Source organism: Paludibaculum fermentans (genome assembly GCF_051172195.1).
GTDB classification, from domain to species: domain Bacteria; phylum Acidobacteriota; class Terriglobia; order Bryobacterales; family Bryobacteraceae; genus Paludibaculum; species Paludibaculum fermentans_A.
Genome location: NZ_JBPJAQ010000001.1, coordinates 4,549,165 through 4,566,249, shown reverse-complemented (window position 1 = coordinate 4,566,249; position 17,085 = coordinate 4,549,165). Strand labels below are relative to the sequence as shown.

15 protein-coding genes are annotated in these 17,085 nt (G+C 65.3%); 6 read left to right on the top strand and 9 right to left on the bottom strand.

The features are described 5' to 3' along the window. Window positions 1–37: 37 nt before the first annotated feature. The 5 genes from ACR9Y2_RS18395 to ACR9Y2_RS18375 form a co-directional block, all read right to left on the bottom strand. Complete coding sequence (locus ACR9Y2_RS18395; protein WP_435043006.1) at window positions 38–2,473, bottom strand: PP2C family protein-serine/threonine phosphatase; 2,436 nt, start codon at window positions 2,471–2,473, stop codon at window positions 38–40. Continuing rightward, the gene (locus ACR9Y2_RS18390) at window positions 2,470–4,935 is read right to left on the bottom strand and encodes a PP2C family protein-serine/threonine phosphatase (RefSeq protein ID WP_435043005.1); all 2,466 of its coding nucleotides are present in this window, start codon (window positions 4,933–4,935) and stop codon (window positions 2,470–2,472) included. The genes ACR9Y2_RS18395 and ACR9Y2_RS18390 overlap by 4 nt, the downstream gene beginning before the upstream one ends. A gap of 73 nt (window positions 4,936–5,008) precedes the next feature. Then, window positions 5,009–5,905, bottom strand: coding sequence for a ThuA domain-containing protein (locus tag ACR9Y2_RS18385; protein WP_435043004.1), 897 nt, complete (start codon window positions 5,903–5,905; stop codon window positions 5,009–5,011). Between the two features lie 59 nt (window positions 5,906–5,964). After that, window positions 5,965–6,783, bottom strand: a complete 819-nt coding sequence (locus ACR9Y2_RS18380) for an anti-sigma factor family protein (RefSeq protein WP_435043002.1) — start codon at window positions 6,781–6,783, stop codon at window positions 5,965–5,967. Beyond that, the gene (locus ACR9Y2_RS18375) at window positions 6,780–7,286 is read right to left on the bottom strand and encodes an RNA polymerase sigma factor (RefSeq protein WP_435044882.1); all 507 of its coding nucleotides are present in this window, start codon (window positions 7,284–7,286) and stop codon (window positions 6,780–6,782) included. The genes ACR9Y2_RS18380 and ACR9Y2_RS18375 overlap by 4 nt, the downstream gene beginning before the upstream one ends. A gap of 154 nt (window positions 7,287–7,440) precedes the next feature. Here ACR9Y2_RS18375 and ACR9Y2_RS18370 point away from each other — a divergent pair, with 154 nt between their 5' ends. After that, window positions 7,441–8,835, top strand: coding sequence for a cytochrome B6 (locus ACR9Y2_RS18370; RefSeq protein WP_435043001.1), 1,395 nt, complete (start codon window positions 7,441–7,443; stop codon window positions 8,833–8,835). Here the strand turns inward: ACR9Y2_RS18370 and ACR9Y2_RS18365 are convergent. Next, window positions 8,830–10,356 carry a PLP-dependent aminotransferase family protein gene (locus ACR9Y2_RS18365; RefSeq protein ID WP_435042999.1) on the bottom strand — a complete coding sequence of 509 codons (1,527 nt, stop codon included), beginning with the start codon at window positions 10,354–10,356 and terminating at the stop codon, window positions 8,830–8,832. The two genes, ACR9Y2_RS18370 and ACR9Y2_RS18365, sit on opposite strands and share 6 nt — an antisense overlap. Before the next feature lie 123 nt (window positions 10,357–10,479). Between ACR9Y2_RS18365 and ACR9Y2_RS18360 the strand changes: the two genes are divergently transcribed. Next, window positions 10,480–11,055, top strand: a complete 576-nt coding sequence (locus tag ACR9Y2_RS18360; RefSeq protein WP_435042998.1) for a pyridoxamine 5'-phosphate oxidase family protein — start codon at window positions 10,480–10,482, stop codon at window positions 11,053–11,055. Window positions 11,056–11,424: 369 nt separating this feature from the next. Continuing rightward, window positions 11,425–11,994, top strand: coding sequence for a hypothetical protein (locus tag ACR9Y2_RS18355; protein ID WP_435042997.1), 570 nt, complete (start codon window positions 11,425–11,427; stop codon window positions 11,992–11,994). A 394-nt stretch (window positions 11,995–12,388) separates the two neighbouring features. Here ACR9Y2_RS18355 and ACR9Y2_RS18350 read toward each other — a convergent pair whose 3' ends face one another. The 3 genes from ACR9Y2_RS18350 to ACR9Y2_RS18340 form a co-directional block, all read right to left on the bottom strand. After that, window positions 12,389–12,946 carry a dihydrofolate reductase family protein gene (locus ACR9Y2_RS18350; RefSeq protein ID WP_435042996.1) on the bottom strand — a complete coding sequence of 186 codons (558 nt, stop codon included), beginning with the start codon at window positions 12,944–12,946 and terminating at the stop codon, window positions 12,389–12,391. 206 nt (window positions 12,947–13,152) lie between these two features. Continuing rightward, window positions 13,153–14,415, bottom strand: coding sequence for an RNA polymerase sigma factor (locus tag ACR9Y2_RS18345; protein ID WP_435042995.1), 1,263 nt, complete (start codon window positions 14,413–14,415; stop codon window positions 13,153–13,155). A 108-nt stretch (window positions 14,416–14,523) separates the two neighbouring features. Then, window positions 14,524–14,871, bottom strand: coding sequence for a YciI family protein (locus ACR9Y2_RS18340; RefSeq protein WP_435042993.1), 348 nt, complete (start codon window positions 14,869–14,871; stop codon window positions 14,524–14,526). Window positions 14,872–15,396: 525 nt separating this feature from the next. Here ACR9Y2_RS18340 and ACR9Y2_RS18335 point away from each other — a divergent pair. The 3 genes from ACR9Y2_RS18335 (at window position 15,397) to ACR9Y2_RS18325 (ending at window position 16,932) form a co-directional block, all read left to right on the top strand. After that, on the top strand, window positions 15,397–15,777 hold the full coding sequence (locus ACR9Y2_RS18335; RefSeq protein WP_435042992.1) for a hypothetical protein: 381 nt from the start codon (window positions 15,397–15,399) through the stop codon (window positions 15,775–15,777). Between the two features lie 336 nt (window positions 15,778–16,113). Beyond that, on the top strand, window positions 16,114–16,548 hold the full coding sequence (locus ACR9Y2_RS18330; RefSeq protein ID WP_435042990.1) for a type II toxin-antitoxin system HicB family antitoxin: 435 nt from the start codon (window positions 16,114–16,116) through the stop codon (window positions 16,546–16,548). 102 nt (window positions 16,549–16,650) lie between these two features. Further along, the gene (locus tag ACR9Y2_RS18325; protein WP_435042989.1) at window positions 16,651–16,932 is read left to right on the top strand and encodes a helix-turn-helix domain-containing protein; all 282 of its coding nucleotides are present in this window, start codon (window positions 16,651–16,653) and stop codon (window positions 16,930–16,932) included. Window positions 16,933–17,085: the final 153 nt, after the last annotated feature.

Below are 17,085 nucleotides of genomic sequence, written 5' to 3'. Positions count from 1 at the left end.
GCTTATCAAGTCGGGAGGGTGTTGGCGCGAAAGCGGCCTACGCCGCGGCTTCGCCGGCCGGCAGGCAACGCAGCACTACCAGCGTGAGGTCGTCATGCGGATCCGCCCCGGCCTTGAAAACCTCGACATCGTCGAGGATCGCCTGGGCCAGTTCCGGCGCGTCCAGTCCGGCCGCCCGCGCCACGACCAATTGCAGGCGGTCTTCCCCATACTGCTCCTGCCTGGGGTTCATCGCCTCGGTCAACCCGTCGGAATAGAACACCACCAGGTCGCCGTCGGCCAGCGCCAGTTCCTGGCACTCGATGCTCTTCGAGAAAATGCGGTCGCCGGCCAGGCCCAGCCCGATTCCCTTGGGCTGGACATAGTGGGATTCCCCGTCCGCCGCCCGCCACCAGAGGATGGGATTGTGCCCGGCCCGCAGCACCTCGAGCACCCGCCGTTCCGGATCCAGCAGGCCCATCGCCAGCGTCACAAAGGTCCGCCGTTTCCCGGCCAGCAGCAATTGCCGGTTGACGGCGCAGGCGAGGTCGAGGATCCCGGTGGCCATCGCCTGTTCAGCCGCCAGCATGCCCTTGGTCAAGGTCATGTACAGCGCGGCCGGCACGCCCTTGCCGGAGACATCGGCCACGCACATCGCCCAGCAGCCGCGCGGCATTTCCAGAAAATCGAACAGGTCGCCACCCACCTCGCGGGCGGGCACGCAACTCGCGAACAGGGAGAAGCCCGGAATCGAAGGCGGCCTGTCGGGCAGCATGCCCTGCTGCGCCTCGCGCGCCACCGCAAACTCGGTCAGCAGGCGCTCCCGCTCAGACCGTGGAGCGGAACCCGGAGGCGGATCGTTGCGCCGCGAGATCTCGTCCGCAAGCTCCTCCACATTCGAGGGAGCCGGCCGGGCGGCGATCACGAATCCACCCACCAAAGGCACGCCCCACACCAGCAGCAATTGCGCGATGGGCCACGCCCGGCCGGCCGGGAAGGCGATCAGCGCCGACAGGTCGTAGAGCGTATACAGGCCCAGCAGGCAGGCCATCAGGCCCAGCAACCCGAACGCCCGATAGACCTTCACCCAGGCCGCAAACATCACGGCAACGACAGCGATGCTGATGTAGCCGTTGCCCGACACGGGCGAAAAGCGAGCGAGGCAGAGCAGCGGCCCGGCCAGGAACAGCAGCCCCAGCCGCCATTTCAGTCGCGGACTCGGCCGCCACAGCAGGGGCAGCATGACGGCGAAGACGCACAGCAGGTGATAGCACAGCACCGGGAATTGAACCAGCACCCCCATGGCCGGCGAGGTATCCATCAGAATGCCGGGCCGGGCTGCTTCCAGGCGCACACCCGTCATTGGCAGCGCCGCGCACACGAGCATAGGCAGGACTGCCAGCGGTGCCGACATCAGCACTCCGCCCGCGAGTTCCCGGCCCGCCGCAGGGATCAGCTTTCTCCGCACGGTGAGCCACAGGATCGATAACCACGACTCGATCTGTCCTTCCCGGATGAGCAGGAATCCGGCAGCCAGGGGGAAGGCCAGGGCCAGGGGACGCGTGACGAACAGCCCGAACAGGAACCCCACCTTGTTGCTGGTGGTGTCGAAATCGGATTGATCCCAATTGACTGAGAGGTAGCCTTGCCGGCCGCCCAGCAGAAGGCAGCCCATGTAGAACAACGCCACCGCCCCGCTCACCCAAAGGGCAAGGCGCAGATGGTCGCGGCGGTCGGTCAAGCTGATCAGCACGAAGATGACAGACCCGGTCACCGCGCAGACCTGGAAGAAGACCCCGATGCCCCCCAACACCTCTTTCCACTTGGCGCCGGGCACCGAGGCGTTGCGCCGGACAGACCGCGGCACGTCGTGGTGGAGACTCACCTCCTCGAGCTTGCCCTTGTAGAACGTGGCGCTGAGCTCCGCCCGCAATCCATCGACCTTCGGATCCCGCCATTCCCACCTCGCTGTCTCGCCGCTGGAGGTCTCCTGCTCCTCCCGGCGGGACCGCCTGCCGCGCCGTTTCCCATCCTCCCCAGCCTCGGTCACGGGCTGGAACTTTGCCGCGTCAGCCGGCGCAAAACGGGCCAGGACGCCTTCCCTGCTCAATTGCGCGGCCGCGGGCAGGTCACCACGCAGCCTGGGCCGCCACCGCAGCGGCCGGCCGGTGCCATCCAGTTCGGCGGTAACCGTGGAGTTCCCATCAGGCGATCGGGCCAGCACGCGATAGCGGGTGCCTGAGAATGCCTTTAGCAACGCGGAGTCCGGATGGCGGGTCCGCATGTCCATCCAATCGTCCTGGGGCTCCACTGTGATCAGGAACTCCCAGTTCGCGGTCTCAATGCCAAACTCGTGAGCCAGCGCAACGGTGGCGGAGATGGCTTGCTCCCGGGTCCATGGCGCCGCCGCGCCGGCACGGCCGCCTTGCGGCCGCAAGGCGAGAAGGACCAGGGCGGCCAGCGCGGCGCCGGCAATGATCACGTACCGCTTCATGCCACGTGCTCCTGCTGCAGCACTTGGACTTCCTCGAGCCTCAGCACCACGGCCGTCAGGTCGCTGGTCAACCGCCGGGTGAGCCGCTTCTCACTGCCGCCGGCCAGCCGCTTCAGCAGGAAGTCGTGGAAATCCAGCGCGCCGCAGGCGCGTGTGATGCGGGCCAGGTTGCGGAACCAGTCGCGTAGGCCCGTGGGCGACTGATCCTCCAAAGCCGAAATGAGCCCCTCGGTGTGGAACAACACCATGTCGCCCACTTCCAGCGGCACCGCCGCTTCCGGCAACCCCTCCGGACTCTCGACAAAGGCCATGGGATGCGCCATCAGGTCGCGCAGCACCCAGATCGCCGGCACTTCGCCCCAACGGGCCGCCTGGAAAGTCCGCCGTTGCGGATCGATGGTCGCCACGGCAAACCGAGCCCGCTGCGCCACCTCGCCCAGGCGTCCGGTCAGCAACGCGCGCAACCGGGCCAGTGTCCTGGCCGGCGTATCGCCGCGGCGCAGGTCCGACATGAGAAAGCCCTTCGCCAGCGCAATGGTGAGCGCCGAAGCCACGCCCAGGCCGCCGCCGCTGGCCACAAATACCGCCAGTCCGCCTCCGGGCAAGGGGAAGAAGTCGTAGAAATCGGCGCCCACATCACCGGTGGGCCGGCACGAAGCAGCGATGGAGAGGCCCGGAATCTGCGGAGGCTTTTCCGGCAGCAGCCGCAACTGCGCTTCCCGCGCCGCATGCACCTCGGCCTGCATCGAGAGCCGCTGGTCCAGGTTGCGGGCGTACTCCGGCTTCACTTCGTCTTCCGTGACCGCCTCGCCTTTCCAGGAGGTGGCGGTCAGGTAGGCCAATCCGAAGGTCACGATGCCGAGTTGCAGCAGCCCGCTGGGCAGTGAGAAGGGCGCCAGCGCGGCCATGGTCGAGGTCTGGATCGCCAGCGAGAACAGCATTGAAGAGACCAGCGCCGCCAGCACATCGTGAAAGAAGAACGGCGCCAGGACGACCGCCACGCCCACCACCATGTCCAGCACGCGCGTGGATGACGCCAGGCTGTTGTCGGTAAACCCGGCCGCGATCAGGAACGGGCACAACAGCAGGATCGTCCATTTCCAGGCCGGGCGCCGCACATTGCGCAGCACAAAGGTGAGCGGCACAAACAGGCCGGAAACGACCGTCCAGGCGATCTGGGGCGGCAGCATGAGCAATCCGCTGAGCCAGGGGTAATTGCCGTAGGCCGCGGCCATTGCTTCATCCGAGAGCAACAGCGCGTCGCCGGACGACACGAGCCAGCTCGCGATCGAGGTGAACAGGAACGCCCATGCGGTAAAGACCGCGCCCGCGCCCACCGAGACCGCGACATTGCTCACCCGGCACCGGCCGGAAAGCATCGCGTCGAACGCCGTCAGCTTGTCCGGATAGCCTTCGCGGATCTCGCCTTCGCCGCTGGCGTAGGCAGCGCCCACCAGCACTCCACCCATCGCCAGGAAGATTCCGCCCATTGCGCTGATGCCTAGCGTGACGTACCACGGCAGCGTGGAGGCGCCATCGGTGTTCGCGAACGATTCCGCGTTCAGGGCCAGGTATCCGGCGCCGCACAGACCGAAAACCAGTACCAGGATCAGCGCCCGCTTGCGGGGCGCTTCCTTCTCCCGGCTGCGCTTCCGGTACAGCCGGATGGAGTAGATGGAGGCGAAGATCGCCAGGAAGACGGCCAGCACGCCGACCGTGCCGCGCAGCCCGGATTCGTCGTCCGACCAGGAGTGCATCGCCCGGCCGAACTCCGGTTCGACCCGCGCTCCGGTCACCTTTGAGCCCGTGACTTCCACCCGTCCGCTGAACTTCACCGTAGGCAACTGCCCCAGGTGGCCTTCGAAATCGAACCGGCGGGCGATGGACTCGTCCTCGTCCTTCTTGCTCTGGGACGACGCCTCCCTCACCCGGTCAATCTGGGGGTTCGGGATGAAGGTCAACCAGGAGCGCATGTACTGCTTCGCCAGTTCCTCGGCGGCCTCGCTGCTCAGCGCGGGCCCCGGGTTCCGCGGCCGCTCCGTATCGAACTGCAGCACATCGCCCCGACCATTCAAGGTGACGATGATGCCGTGCTCCCCGTCGGGCTCGGCCAGATTGAGGACGAAATGATATGGCGCCGCCAGCCGCCCCGCCGCGTCCACCGCCTGCGGAGCCGCGCGCAAGGCGAATACCTGATGGGAGGTTTGGGGCTTGATCTTGAGCAAGGCGCCCGAGGCGTCCAGCGAGAGTCCCTGCGAAGCGCCCAGCCGCCGGGCTATGTCCTGCAATTGCGTACGGCTGGCGTCGCTGCGGACAGACGCGGGCACCTTGGCGGCATAGCGCAGCGTGAGCCCGGCCACCAGGGCGAGCGGGGCCAAGGCAATCGCCAGCAACGCCGTGGGACGCGGCAGACGGGCGAACAGCGCCGTGGACGCAAGCGACTGGATGAATCCTGGATACATGGCAGCCCGGCCCCGGGAATTCCCGATTGTACCTGCACGGAGAGCCTGATCCAAGTGCCGGGTGTAACGCCGGCTATTTCCGGATCGACATCCGGTCGGACGAGGGGAAGTCGGCCGGTACGGGAATCGTCACCCGGCCCGTCGCCGCCCACTCCGTGCCGCGCATCAGGGTGGCGATGAAGCCCACGCAGTGCATCGCGGCGACATCGTGCCCCAGCGTGGTGTGGAAGACGCGCCCGCGGGCATAGCGGATGGCCAGCAGCATGGGCTCGTCTTCATTGGTTCCACGATTCTGGGAGGTGGAATGGGCAGTCCCCAGCAGGTCGAAGTCGGCCGCCGGCCCGCACAGCGAGTCATAGAGTTCGTCCGGAGCGTGCTTCCACATCCTGGGCAATCCTTTGACGATGGGGTGCCGCCGCTCGCGCATCGTCACGACGAAAGGCAGGCGGGCGCCATGATTCCCGCACCGGCCGGGCGTCGGTTCCACGCGCACCTCGTCGTCCCGCAAGCGGATCATGGACCCGGCCTCCGGAGCCTTCCGGTTACCCCAGCCGCCCACCGCGATCATCTGGTTGTACTGATGCCACTCGGGGAAGGCGTTGTCGGCGGCGTGGTAGGAGACAAAGCCTCCGCCGTCGTGGACGAACTTCTCGAACGCCTCACTGGTCTCCTTCGACCACGGATCGCCATTGTAGTTGGAGACGACCACGGCATACTTGGAGAAGTCCGGCTTAAACGCGGTCATGTCACCGCCCTGGGGGGGCGTGGTGGCGACCTCCACCTCGAAGCGGCCCGACATCTCGAGAATTTCCTGCAGGATCGGGGTGGTCTCTTTCCAGGCATGGTTGTTCTGGCCATCGATGATCAGAACCTTCAGCCGGGGCGAAGCGGAATGAACGGGCTGCACTCCGAGGGCCAGAACGAAGATGGCCAGAGCCGGGAAAGTCGGACAGGGTGAGATAAGAGCCATCGAGGTTGTCGTTACGTTCCACCCGCTATCTTACGCCTCCAGGCCGGTCCGGCGTGCAATCAGCCCTTCCCGCGCGGCACGAGTTCCTCGATCACACGGCGGTCTGAGGATTTGGGATGGCAGATGACACAGGACTCCGCGCGGCCGGCTCCCAAGTCCGAGACGAGGCTGTAGTGAATGCCGCGGTCCGTCCAGGAAATGAGGCCCAGGCCTTTTGAGTCGCTGAAATGGAAGTCCAGGCGGCCGGAGCGGTAGATGTCTCCCCCGCCGGGCGCCACCTGCTGCGAAGCGGTCATCAGCAGCGAGATGGGCTTGCCATCCAGCCGGTAGGCCAGGTACAGCACGTCCTCGTTCTCATATTGGAGCAGCCGGGCGCCCACCAGTTCGTACTTCTTCTGCTGGCCGGCTCCTACCGGATAATCCGGCAAATGCACGGCGAAGGGCAGGCGGGATTGCAGCCAGCGCGAGACGGCCTCCGGTTGGGATGAGAGTACATCCAAGGGGAACTGGCCCTTCGCGTATCGAAGGTGCGCTTCGGCGGCAAAGGCGGAGAACTGGTCCGATGCCGGCCGCGCGCCCAGCCAGAGCGAGAACCCGAGGCCCAAGCCGATGAGCAGCAGCGCCGCCGACTGCAGCCAGACACGCCGCCGGGCGTGGCCCGCCACCAGGGAGCGAGCGGAGGCTAGCGAGCTCTCCGGAATCTCGTAGAGCGGCTTCGCTCCGCGCACCACGTCCACCACGGCACGGACGCTCTCGAACGAAGCCCGGCAGGCGGAGCAGTCCATCAAGTGGCTCTCAAACTCCAGCACCTCGGCCGCGGGCAGTTCGTGGTCCAAGTAAGGATGGATCCGCTCCCGGGTGAATTCGCAGGCGCTCATGAGCCTATCTCCTGCGACGACGGCGCGTGCCTCAGCAGCAGCTTCCGCAACGAGTGCCGGGCCCTGGCCAGGCGGCTCATCACGGTGCCGGCGGGACAGTTCAGCACCTGGGCGATCTCGGCGTAGGTGTAGCCTTCCATCTCGCGCAGGACGATGACTTCCCTCAGGACGACGGGCAGGGCGTCGATCGCATCGGCAATCTCGGAGCGAAGCAGGCGCTGGGTCAGCACGACTTCCGGTGACTCGCCCAGCGCCGCCTCATCCTTCAGCTCTTCAAAGGACTCCCGCCTTTGGCGGCGCATCAGGTTCTGCCAGATATGCCGGAGGATGGTGAACGCCCAGGGCCGGACGTTATCCGGGCTGGCCTGGAACGGGCCCCGCTTCGCGCCCAGGGCCCGGCGGAAGGTCTCCTGGACGAGTTCCTCGGCCGTGGCCGGGTCCCGCGACAGCGCCCGGGCGTAGCGATAGAGCGACGCGTGGCAGGCAAGCAGAGTTTGGCCCAGTGCGGTCAGCAGCGTCCCTCTCTATCCAGTCAACACCGCTGATACCAGGATATTCCCGGATTTCCCGGAATATTCGGCCGGCCCGATTGTTCCCCTTATAGACGCGGCACCCGCGGCAGGGCGCGCGAGGTGTCCTCCAAAGGAGGTTCTTCGGATGAGCAAGACACGAATTGGCCGCTGGATGACCCTGGGCTTGACGCTGGGTTGCGTCCTGGCCGTCACGATCACACGGGCTCGCGCACAGAAGCCCAGCAGCTATATGCCGGTGGTGGAAGGGGATTTCTCCACCGTCATGGCGCGCATGAAGTCGGAGAAGCCGGCCATCGAGAGCCGGCAGGCGGCCTTGCTGCGCGAGCGTTACGATCTCGCCAACCGGGCCGCCAGCGGCGTCACCATGTTCCGCGGCAAACCGGTGCAGGAGGGCGTCCGCGTCAAGCTGCCGGCCGGCCTCACCTGGGACCAGCTCGCCAATATGAGCCCGGCGGACGTGAAAGCCAAGGGCGTCTTTCCGGCCGGCTTCTACCCGCTGCCGCACCCCAATCACCCCGAGGGCGGCATGCTGTTCCCCAAGATGGAGATCGACGAGGTGAAGAAACAGGAGGGCCGGGACCTCACCCGTTTCGACCTGGATCACGACCTGCCGGAGCACCTGCTGCCCGAGTTCCCCGCCGCCGTCTTCCTCACCACGCGCCCCGACCTGGGCGACGCGGCGAAGGGCGAACTGATCACCATCGACAACTACTACCGGCTGTTCAACGGGATCCTCAATCCGAAGCAACTGGAAGGGCTGCGCCTGCTGGTCACGACCTTCCCGCAGCAGCAGTTCAACCAGACGGACGACCGCCGTTCAGAGAAGCCCAGCCGCGGCGTCGCCTGCTTCGACTGTCATGCCAACGGCCATACGAACGCCGCCACCCACCTGGTGGGGGACATCCGGCCGCAGGAGTTCCGGCATCGCATCGACACGCCCTCGCTGCGCGGGGTCAACATCCAGCGCCTGTTCGGCTCCCAGCGCGCGCTGAAGACGGTGGAGGACTTCACGGAGTTCGAGCAGCGGGCGGCCTACTTCGACGGGGATCACCTGACTGCCGCCAAGAAGGGTGTGAACGTGCTGGAGCGCGGCAGCCAGGTCCACTTCATGGCGGAATTCCAGGCCCTGCTGGATTTCCCGCCGGCCCCCAAGCTGGGCATCGACGGCCTGCTGGACCCCACCAAAGCCAGCCAGCAGGAGCTGCGCGGCCAGGAGCTCTTCTTCGGCAAGGCGAAGTGCGGCAGCTGCCATCCGGCTCCGTATTACACGGACAACACGATGCACAACCTGCAGACGGAGCGCTTCTTTACCCCGAAGATGATCAACGGGCGGTTCGCCGCGGCCGACGGGCCGATCAAGACCTTCCCGCTGCGGGGCTTGAAGGAGTCGCCCACCTATCTCCACGACGGCCGGCTGATCACGATCGACGACACGGTGGAGTTCTTCAACGTGGTGACCCAGGTGCACCTCACGGCGGAGGAGAAGAAGGCACTCATCTCGTTCCTGCGCACTCTATAGGGGTTCCGGAGTGACAGGCGGCGCGGCGGCGGACAAGCCGGCGAGAGCCTGCGCCAACTGGCCGGCTGCCCGTTTCAGGGCCGCGGACGAGTAGCCGGCATAGCCCAGCATGAGACCGCGCCGGGCAGGCTCGGCCAGACAGTAGGCCGAGATCGCCTGGGCTTCCACGCCGGCCTCGAGGGCGCAGCGGCTGGCGGCCCGGTCATCGATGCCGGGCGGAAGCCAGCCCACCAGGTGCATGCCCGCGGCTGCCGGGGACAGCTCCAGCAAGCCGCCCAACTCGCGCGTGAGGACTTCGACGAGGGTGTCCCTGCGTTCCTGATAGAGGGTCCGCATCCGGCGGATGTGGCGGCCGAAGTGCCCCTCCTTCATGAACTCCGCCAGCACGGCCTGATCGACCATGGGCGAATGGCGGTCAGCGATGGCGCGTGCGGCGGTGAAGACGTCGACTAGGGCCGGGGGCGCGACGAGGTAGCCGAGCCGCAGTGAAGGGAACAGCACTTTGCTGAACGTGCCGGCGTAGATGACGCGGCCGCTCTCGTCCAACCCCTGGAGGGCGGAGAGGGGCCGGCTGACATAGCGGTATTCGCTGTCGTAGTCGTCTTCGAGGATCCAGGACCCGGTCTCGGCGGCCCAGCGCAGCAACTCCATGCGGCGCGCCACGCTCATGGTTACGCCCGAGGGGAACTGGTGGGATGGGGTCACATAGGCCAGGCGGGCCTCGGGCGCCATGGCCCGGCCCGCACGAACGCTGAGCCCCTCATCGTCCACCGGTACCGGCGCCAGATCCAGACCGGCGGCCAGCAGGGAATCGCGCGCTCCCCGATAGCCGGGCTCTTCCATCCAGACTCCGTCGCCCGGATCGAGCAGGACCCGTGCCGTGAGATCGATGGCCTGTTGCGAACCCGAGACGAGGATGACCTGGCGCCAGTCGCAGCGCACGGCCCGCGCCATGCGCAGATAGTCGGCGATGGCCACGCGCAGCGGCTGATAGCCCTCGGCCGGGCCATAGGTGAGCATGGGCCAGGGATGTTTGCGCCACTGCTGGGCGACCATGCGCTCCCAGAGGCGGAAGGGGAATTCGTCGACGGCCGGCACGCCGGGGCGGAATGGCCGAGGTTCGTTGCGGGAGAGAGTGTGCGTGGTGGCATAGCGCTGCAGCGCCTGGCCCTGTCGGGACAACCGGGGCGGATCGGGTATCGCGGCCGGCACCCCGGATGGGCTCCGCACGGCCCGCAGACTCTCATCGGGCAGGCGCAGCGTCACATACGTACCCGACCCCGCTTCGCCCTCCAAGTAGCCTTCCGCGAGGAGCTGCTCGTAGGCGTTGACGACGGTATTCCTGGAGACGGAGAGCTCCGTCGAGAGCATGCGGGACGAGGGCAGCTGGGTTCCTTTCGCAATGCGCCCATCGAGGATCGCGTCGCGGATGGCGCCGTAGAGCTGGTGGTAGAGCGGATCGGCGCTCGCCGGGTCCAGCGTGAAGAGCGGAGACAGGAAGGTGGATGATTTTCTACCCATGCCGGAGGTGCGTCTTCCTATTGTGGAATGGCGGGCGGCCGGCGCGGGAAGTGGACCCCTGGGCGGCGTCCATTCTGGATCTTTTCGCCCCCCACGGCCGGCGTGCATCATGGGGTTCAACTTATGGATACCGCTACGCCCATCAACTCGACGATCCGCCAGCATCCCGAGCGTGCCGCCAGTGCCGAGGCAGGCGATTTCCTGGCCGCGGGTACGGTGGCCCACGTCGGCTTCCAGGTCGACGGGCAGCCTTATGTGATCCCGTTTTCCTATCAATATGACAGCAGTGCTCCGGACCGGTTGTACCTGCACGGGGGCCACAGCAGCCACACCTTGCGCGCGCTGGCCGGCGGCGCGGCGGTGTGTGTGACGGTCACGATGGTGGATGGGCTGGTCTATTCCCGGACCGCGCTGAACCACTCGATGAACTACCGGAGTGTGGTGTGTTTCGGCCGGGCGCGCGCGGTGGAAGACAGTGCGGAGAAGCAGGCGGTCTTTACCCGGATGATCGAGCGTTACTTTCCGGGGCGTACGGCGGGCGAGCACTATGCCTCGGCCACGGAGGCGCAACTGCGGGCGACGGCGCTGGTGGCGGTGACGATCGAGAGTATGAGTGCCAAGGTGCGGCGGGGTGCTCCGACGGGGCCCCTGGATAACGACCCTGGAGCGTTGGGGACTTGCGGGGTTGTGCCGTTGTAGTTGAGCTTGCGGCTCGAACGGGCCCATGAGGGTTGCCAACCGTTGTTGGGCCTCCGGTTCGGGCGCCGACCGGCGGGCGCTGGGCAGCGTGTGTATCTGGAACGCTGTGGAGGAAGCGGGCTGGCCCGTGGCCCGCTCCTTGCCAGTCGCGGTTCGCAGCGTGGGAGGGACCACTCCCTCACGGTCGTGGTTCGTTGTGGCTTCGTTCGCTTGGGTGGCATGGACGGGGGCAGGTGGGTTTGTTCCCTCAAATTGAGCGGTGGGTTGTGCCAGGGGTTGGACGGGCGGCGGTTCGGGGGCAGGTGGGTTTGTTCCCTCAAAACTTGCGGTGGGTTCGGCCGGCTGGCTGGGGGCCAGGAGTTGGGTTAGGTGGTCCAGGCCGGATGGTGTGGACAGGATGGAGCCTTCGACGCGGCGGAGCTGCATCTGGATCCAGCCGGCGTAGCGATTGAGAGCCTGGATGTAGCCGTGCTGGCGGAGGACCCAGTCGTGGGCGATGTCTTCGTTGCCCTTCCCGTATTCGAGACCGGCGTTGAAGAGGGCGCGTTCTCGGCTCTCTTGGACGACGAGGTGGCCCTGGAGCATGTGCCACTCGAAAGTGAGGGCGCGCAGGGTTGGGTCGGCCAGGTTTTGGGTGTTAGCTTCGGCGATGGCTCGGAAGTGGGCTTCGAGTCGGGGCGACATGCGGTGGTCTTCGCTGTAGGCTCCGGTGCGGCGGGCGTTTTCGGAGACTTTGGCTTTGCCGGCGACGGTTCGGGGGCCAGTGGATTTCTGGGCGTTGGCTCGGTTGGCAGCGAGGCGGCGTTCGGAGATCTGGGTTGCGGGCATGGAGTCCTTTTCTATGGCTCTCGGGTGTGTTCCTTGCGTTTCAGCGCGCCTGTGGACGGGGACAGGTGCGTAGACTGGTTCGGTGATGTGCATAGAAAATGTCCTCTATAACCATTCTTGTAGGGGGTGGACCTAGGATTTAGGAGAGGAATATCTGCAATGTGTTGATTGCAGGGGAGAAGATATTTCTTGAACTTGTGTCATCAAAGAAGCTTCATGTGGGGAAATGGGGTGGTTGGGGGGGGTAGAAGGCCGGCACGAATGCCGGCCCGCAAGCGTGGACGCATACCCCACGGAAGAGGGCTTTGAGTTGGATTCGGGGTGTTTGGGGTGTCAGGGGGCGGAGTGGCGGGCCGGACGCTCTTGGCGCGCTTGGGACTACTCCCTTGCGGTCGTAGTTCGTTGCGCGGGGTGGCTGCGGACGCACGTTTGCGCCCTATCGAGGGTTGGTGCGCGTTGGGGTTGCTGGTCGGGGGTGGCTCAGACCCTGCGGTGACGGACCGGTTCAGGCTTGGGTTTGATAGCGGAGATAGACCGCTCCGTTGGCAAAACGACGCTCGTCCAGGAGTTCCAACTTCTGCCGGACGTTGGCGGACAGGATCGGAATGCCTCCGCCCAACAGAGTGGGGAGGATAAGGAATTGGTACTCGTCGACCAGGCCGGCCTGGATCGCCTCGGCGGCTAGGGTTGGACCGGCTATCGACAGGTCGAGAGAGGCCTGCGCCTTTAGCTCGCGAACTACGGCGGGATCGAAGGTACGCTCCAGACGAGTTCCCGGGGCGGAGAGGGTCTCCCAGGTTCGGGAGTAGACGATCTTTTCGGCGGACTGCCAGATCGCCGCGAAGTCCTGCATGGCGGGCGTCAGGCCTGGCAGGACCTCAGGCGTCGCCCAGACCGCCATGGTTTCGTATTCCTTACGTCCATAGAGATATGTGCCCATGGGCCGGATGAGCTCGGTCATGAAGGAGAAGGTCTCCTCGCTGGGCACCGACCAATCGAAGTTGCCATCGCCCGCAATGTAGCCATCCAGGGAGGTGGGCGTGAAGTAGATCAGTTTGGCCATGGGGTTACCTTCACAGCCTAGCAGCGGCGGGCGGGCTCACGGATTGCTCGATCCCGCTTTGGTTCGTGGCGGAGGCAGTGGTGCGATTGATGGTGAGCAGGCGGTTGAGGGTTTGCGGCTTATTGAAGAGGCGGGGGTGAACCCCCGCGCAGCATGAATGCCACCCCACGAGGGGAGTGGGCTGTTTGGTTTGTTTGAAGCCGGTCCTAAGTGGGCGAGGCGGACTGCTGGAGGTGCTTTAGTCTCTCGGACAGCAATTCGCGTTCTCGCAGATTTTGCGTCAAAGCGAGGGCGCGCTGGATCTCCTCGCGCGCTTCAGCGAGGCGGCCCAGTTTGCCCAGCAGGTCTGCGCGCACGCTGTGAAAGAGATGATGTCCGGAGAGGGCGCTGGCGTCGTTGAGCGCGTCGAGTCCCGCTGCCGGGCCCTGAGCCATGCCGACGGCGACGGCCCGATTCAGGGACACGACGCGCGAGGGCGCGGTTTGGGCGAGGGTGTCGTAGAGCAGGACGATGCGGTGCCAATCTGTATCCGCGGCGGTGCGGGCGCGCATGTGGCAGGCGGCGATGGCGGCCTGCAAGGCGTAGGGTTTTGCGCCGCCGCCCAGCGTTTGCGCCTGTTCGAGCGCGGCCAGGCCCTGCTGGATCCGCCCGGGGTCCCACAGAGAGCGATCCTGATCGGGCAGAAGGACCGCTTCGCCGTTGCTGCCGCGGCGGGCCGCCGTGCGCGCCTCGTTGAATTCCATGAGGGCCAGCAGCGCGTGCACCTCGGACTCGCCGGGCAGGAGTTGGGCCAGCATGCGGCCGAGCCGCAGGGCTTCCTGGCTGAGCGAGGCGCGCATCCATTCGTCACCGGCGGTGGCGGTATGTCCTTCGTTGAAGATGAGGTAAATGACGGACAGCACCGATTGCACGCGCTGGTGCAGGTCGTCACCGCGAGGCGTCTCGAAGGTCAACTGAGCTTCGGTGAGAGTCTTCTTGGCGCGGAAGATGCGTTGCCCGATCGTCTTCTCGGAGGCCAGGAAGGCGCGGGCGATTTCCGCAGTGGTGAGGCCGCCGATGAGACGCAGAGTCAGGGCAACGCGGCCTTCTACGGTGAGCGCCGGATGGCAGGCGGTGAAGATGAGCCGCAGTACGTCGTCGTCGATGACCTGATCCAGAGCGCGGTCCATGGCCTCTCCGAGGCGTTGTTGTTGGCTTTGTAGTTCGCGGGCGATTTCCGCGTGCTTGTGCTGGAGCATTTGCCCACGGCGCAGATTGTCGATGGCGCGCCGCTTGGCCACGGTCATTAACCAGGGGGCCGGATTTTCGGGGATTCCTTCGGTGGGCCACCGTTCGAGGGCGGCGACGAAGGCGTCCTGGGCGAGCTCCTCGGCCAGGCCGATGTCGCGGGTGACTCGGGCAATGGCAGCGATGAGGCGCGTGGACTCGAGCTTCCAGACCTTTTCTATTGCGCTGCCGACATCGCTCATGTTCGCCTGACATTATCTCAGTGGTCAGGCGAACATGCTCACGATGCCGCTGGGCAGGCGATGGGGGGCATTGCGGCAGCACCTGTTGGCTGCCAGCAGGGGTGAGTCCTATTCGGGGGCGGGCATGAAGAAGATCTCGCGGACCTCGACCTGACCGCGTGTGGCGACGAGACCTTTGCGGGCCCAGGCCACGGCCTCGTCCATGTCGGCGCATTCCAGGATCCAGAGGCCGCCGATGTGTTCCTTGGCCTCCAGGTAGGGCCCGTCGGTGACGAGGATTCCGCCGTCGGCCTGCGCACGCAGCGACTTCGTGGCTCCGAGGCCACAGGCGAATTTCCTGACGCCGGCAGCGATCATCTCTTTGTTGAGCGCGTGGATTTCATTGATCATCGCTTCGTCCACGGTGGACGGGTCGAAGTCGTCGGGGAGGTACCCAGCAACCAGATATTGCGGCATTGTCTACTCCTGAGGTGGTTTTCAGCCGGGCTTGTTGCCCCGCCTTCACTATAACGACGAGTGGGGGATGGGGATTTCTACCGGGGGGTTGGAGAAGTTTTTGGTAGGAGGTTTTGGCTAGGGGGAAGGCGGGCCATGCGGTGAGTTGGCATGGGGAGCCAGTGGAGTGGCGAGCATTGCGCCCATCACAATTCCGACACCATCGGACGCGCGGTGTTCCGCGCCCGATCATTGGAGCACTGACGTTCCAGAAAGCCTGCCCAGCAGCTCACGCTGTGCGGAACGGCACGTCCACTCGGCTTTCGCAGTCGAGCGGGTGGGCTGGTGTCTCCTGATTCGCCGCGGGAGCGGGCGAGCCCGCGTGGAGCTCGCGCTGCGAGGGTCCCTGGCGGAATCGAAGGGCCGGATCAGGCGGTCCCGCGCTCTGACTGTGCGGTACACTTGTCGCCGATGCTGGACAGAATCGCCCTACCGGACCTGAGCGCTTTCTCACAGCCAGAATGGAACGATCCGAGTAGTCTCAGTGTGGCCATCCGGCAAATCCTCAGCGCGCACAACGAACAGTCGAGTTCAGACGCCTATCACCTTTTGCTAAACGCGATCGGCAACGATCACGCGGGGACGTACTACTCGATTGCGCTTGGAATTCTGCCGAGCATGGAGCGCATTCTCCGGGAGGGCAGTCCGTGGTCGCAACGTACAATCCTGGAGGTGCTCATTGAATTGTACGGCTCGTTCGAACCAGAGCCTGGGCAAGAACGTTATTTGGGTGTGTCACTCAAGAAGCTGATTGAGCAAGGGATTTCTGTGTTAGCGCCGCTGGTAGGCACTTTGGAAAAGGACGGGGGAGTTGCCGCTACCAGTGCTCGTCAACTGCTCGAACTCATGGACACCCTATCGCAGTAAACGGTTCTCATCAGGGGCTTACGGACAACCAAGTGAATTTCGAAAGCAGTATTGGCGGCGGGATGAGTCCGGCTTCCTCCGTTCTTCGCCGCAGGTCGGATCCTCAGGTGGTCACCATGGAAAGGAGGCACCTTGCAGAGCCTCGATGCCTCAGCGTGGGGTTTTTGGGAATCCAGCCTGACGGTTTGCCACTCTACTTGTTAGCCGCCCTGCCTGATGCAGAAGCACGGCCACTCCACCGGCCCCACGGATCTAGCGTAAGTTCTGATGATTCGCATCGGCCAAAACGTGCGCGGATTTGAAGATCGATCCGCATGACCTGTAGGAGGTAAGGGCGTGTCCCTATTTAGATATCCCGCGAAGTTCACGACCGGCAGCGATGGCCGCGTTCTGGTGGAGTTTGTCGATCTGGCCCGTGTCGCGACAGACGGCAAGGACGACCGCGAGGCGATGGAAGAAGCGATGGACGCTCTCGGCTCCGATCTCTCGATTCGCTTGTCCCGCCGGGAGGAGATTCCAACGCCCTCAGCACCCAAGCGGAAACAGCGCCTGGTGCCGGTGCCGCTCTGGCTGGCGCCGAAGCTGGCGTTGTACCTGGCGATGCGCGAGCAGAATGTCAGCAACTCCGAGTTGGCGCGCCGCCTGGGACTCCACGAGCGGGTGATCCGCCGCATGCTGGATCCGGAACACGCGACTAAGGCGGAGAAGATCCAGGCCGCCCTTGCTGTTCTCGGGAAGCAGTTGACGGTTGAAGTCCGCGACGACGCGTGAGGCGAGATTTGACCTGCCGGGTCTGCCAGTTTGTCGCGCATACAACATTTGTATACTGCACGCCGCCAAGCGTTACCGCGAGTTGTTCAAGGAGCTATGCCAATGACAAGGCAGGTTTCTACTGATGTTTGGGACGCAATTGAAGATACGCCAGGGCAGGCCGCCAACATGAAGCTGCGCTCGGCCCTGATGATCGCCTTGAAGGACCACATCAGCCGTACCGGGATGAGCAAGGCATCAGCGGCCCAGCTTTTCGGCGTCACGCAGCCGCGGGTTTCCGATCTCATGCGTGGCAAGATCAACTTGTTTGCGCTGGATGCGCTGGTGAACATGGCGACCGCTGCGGGCTTGCGCGTCGAGATGCGTGTGGTGGACGCCGGTTGATCGTGCCGCTCCTGCTGGCCCGCGGAAAGGGCTCCAGGCACGCGGCCTACTGGTAAACGGGGTCGCCTCCGACGATTCACGCCGAGGTGGAGGCAGCAGTCGGTGATGGTCGTTCTGTGCACATTGAGGCCGAGACTGAGCACGCGATTGCCG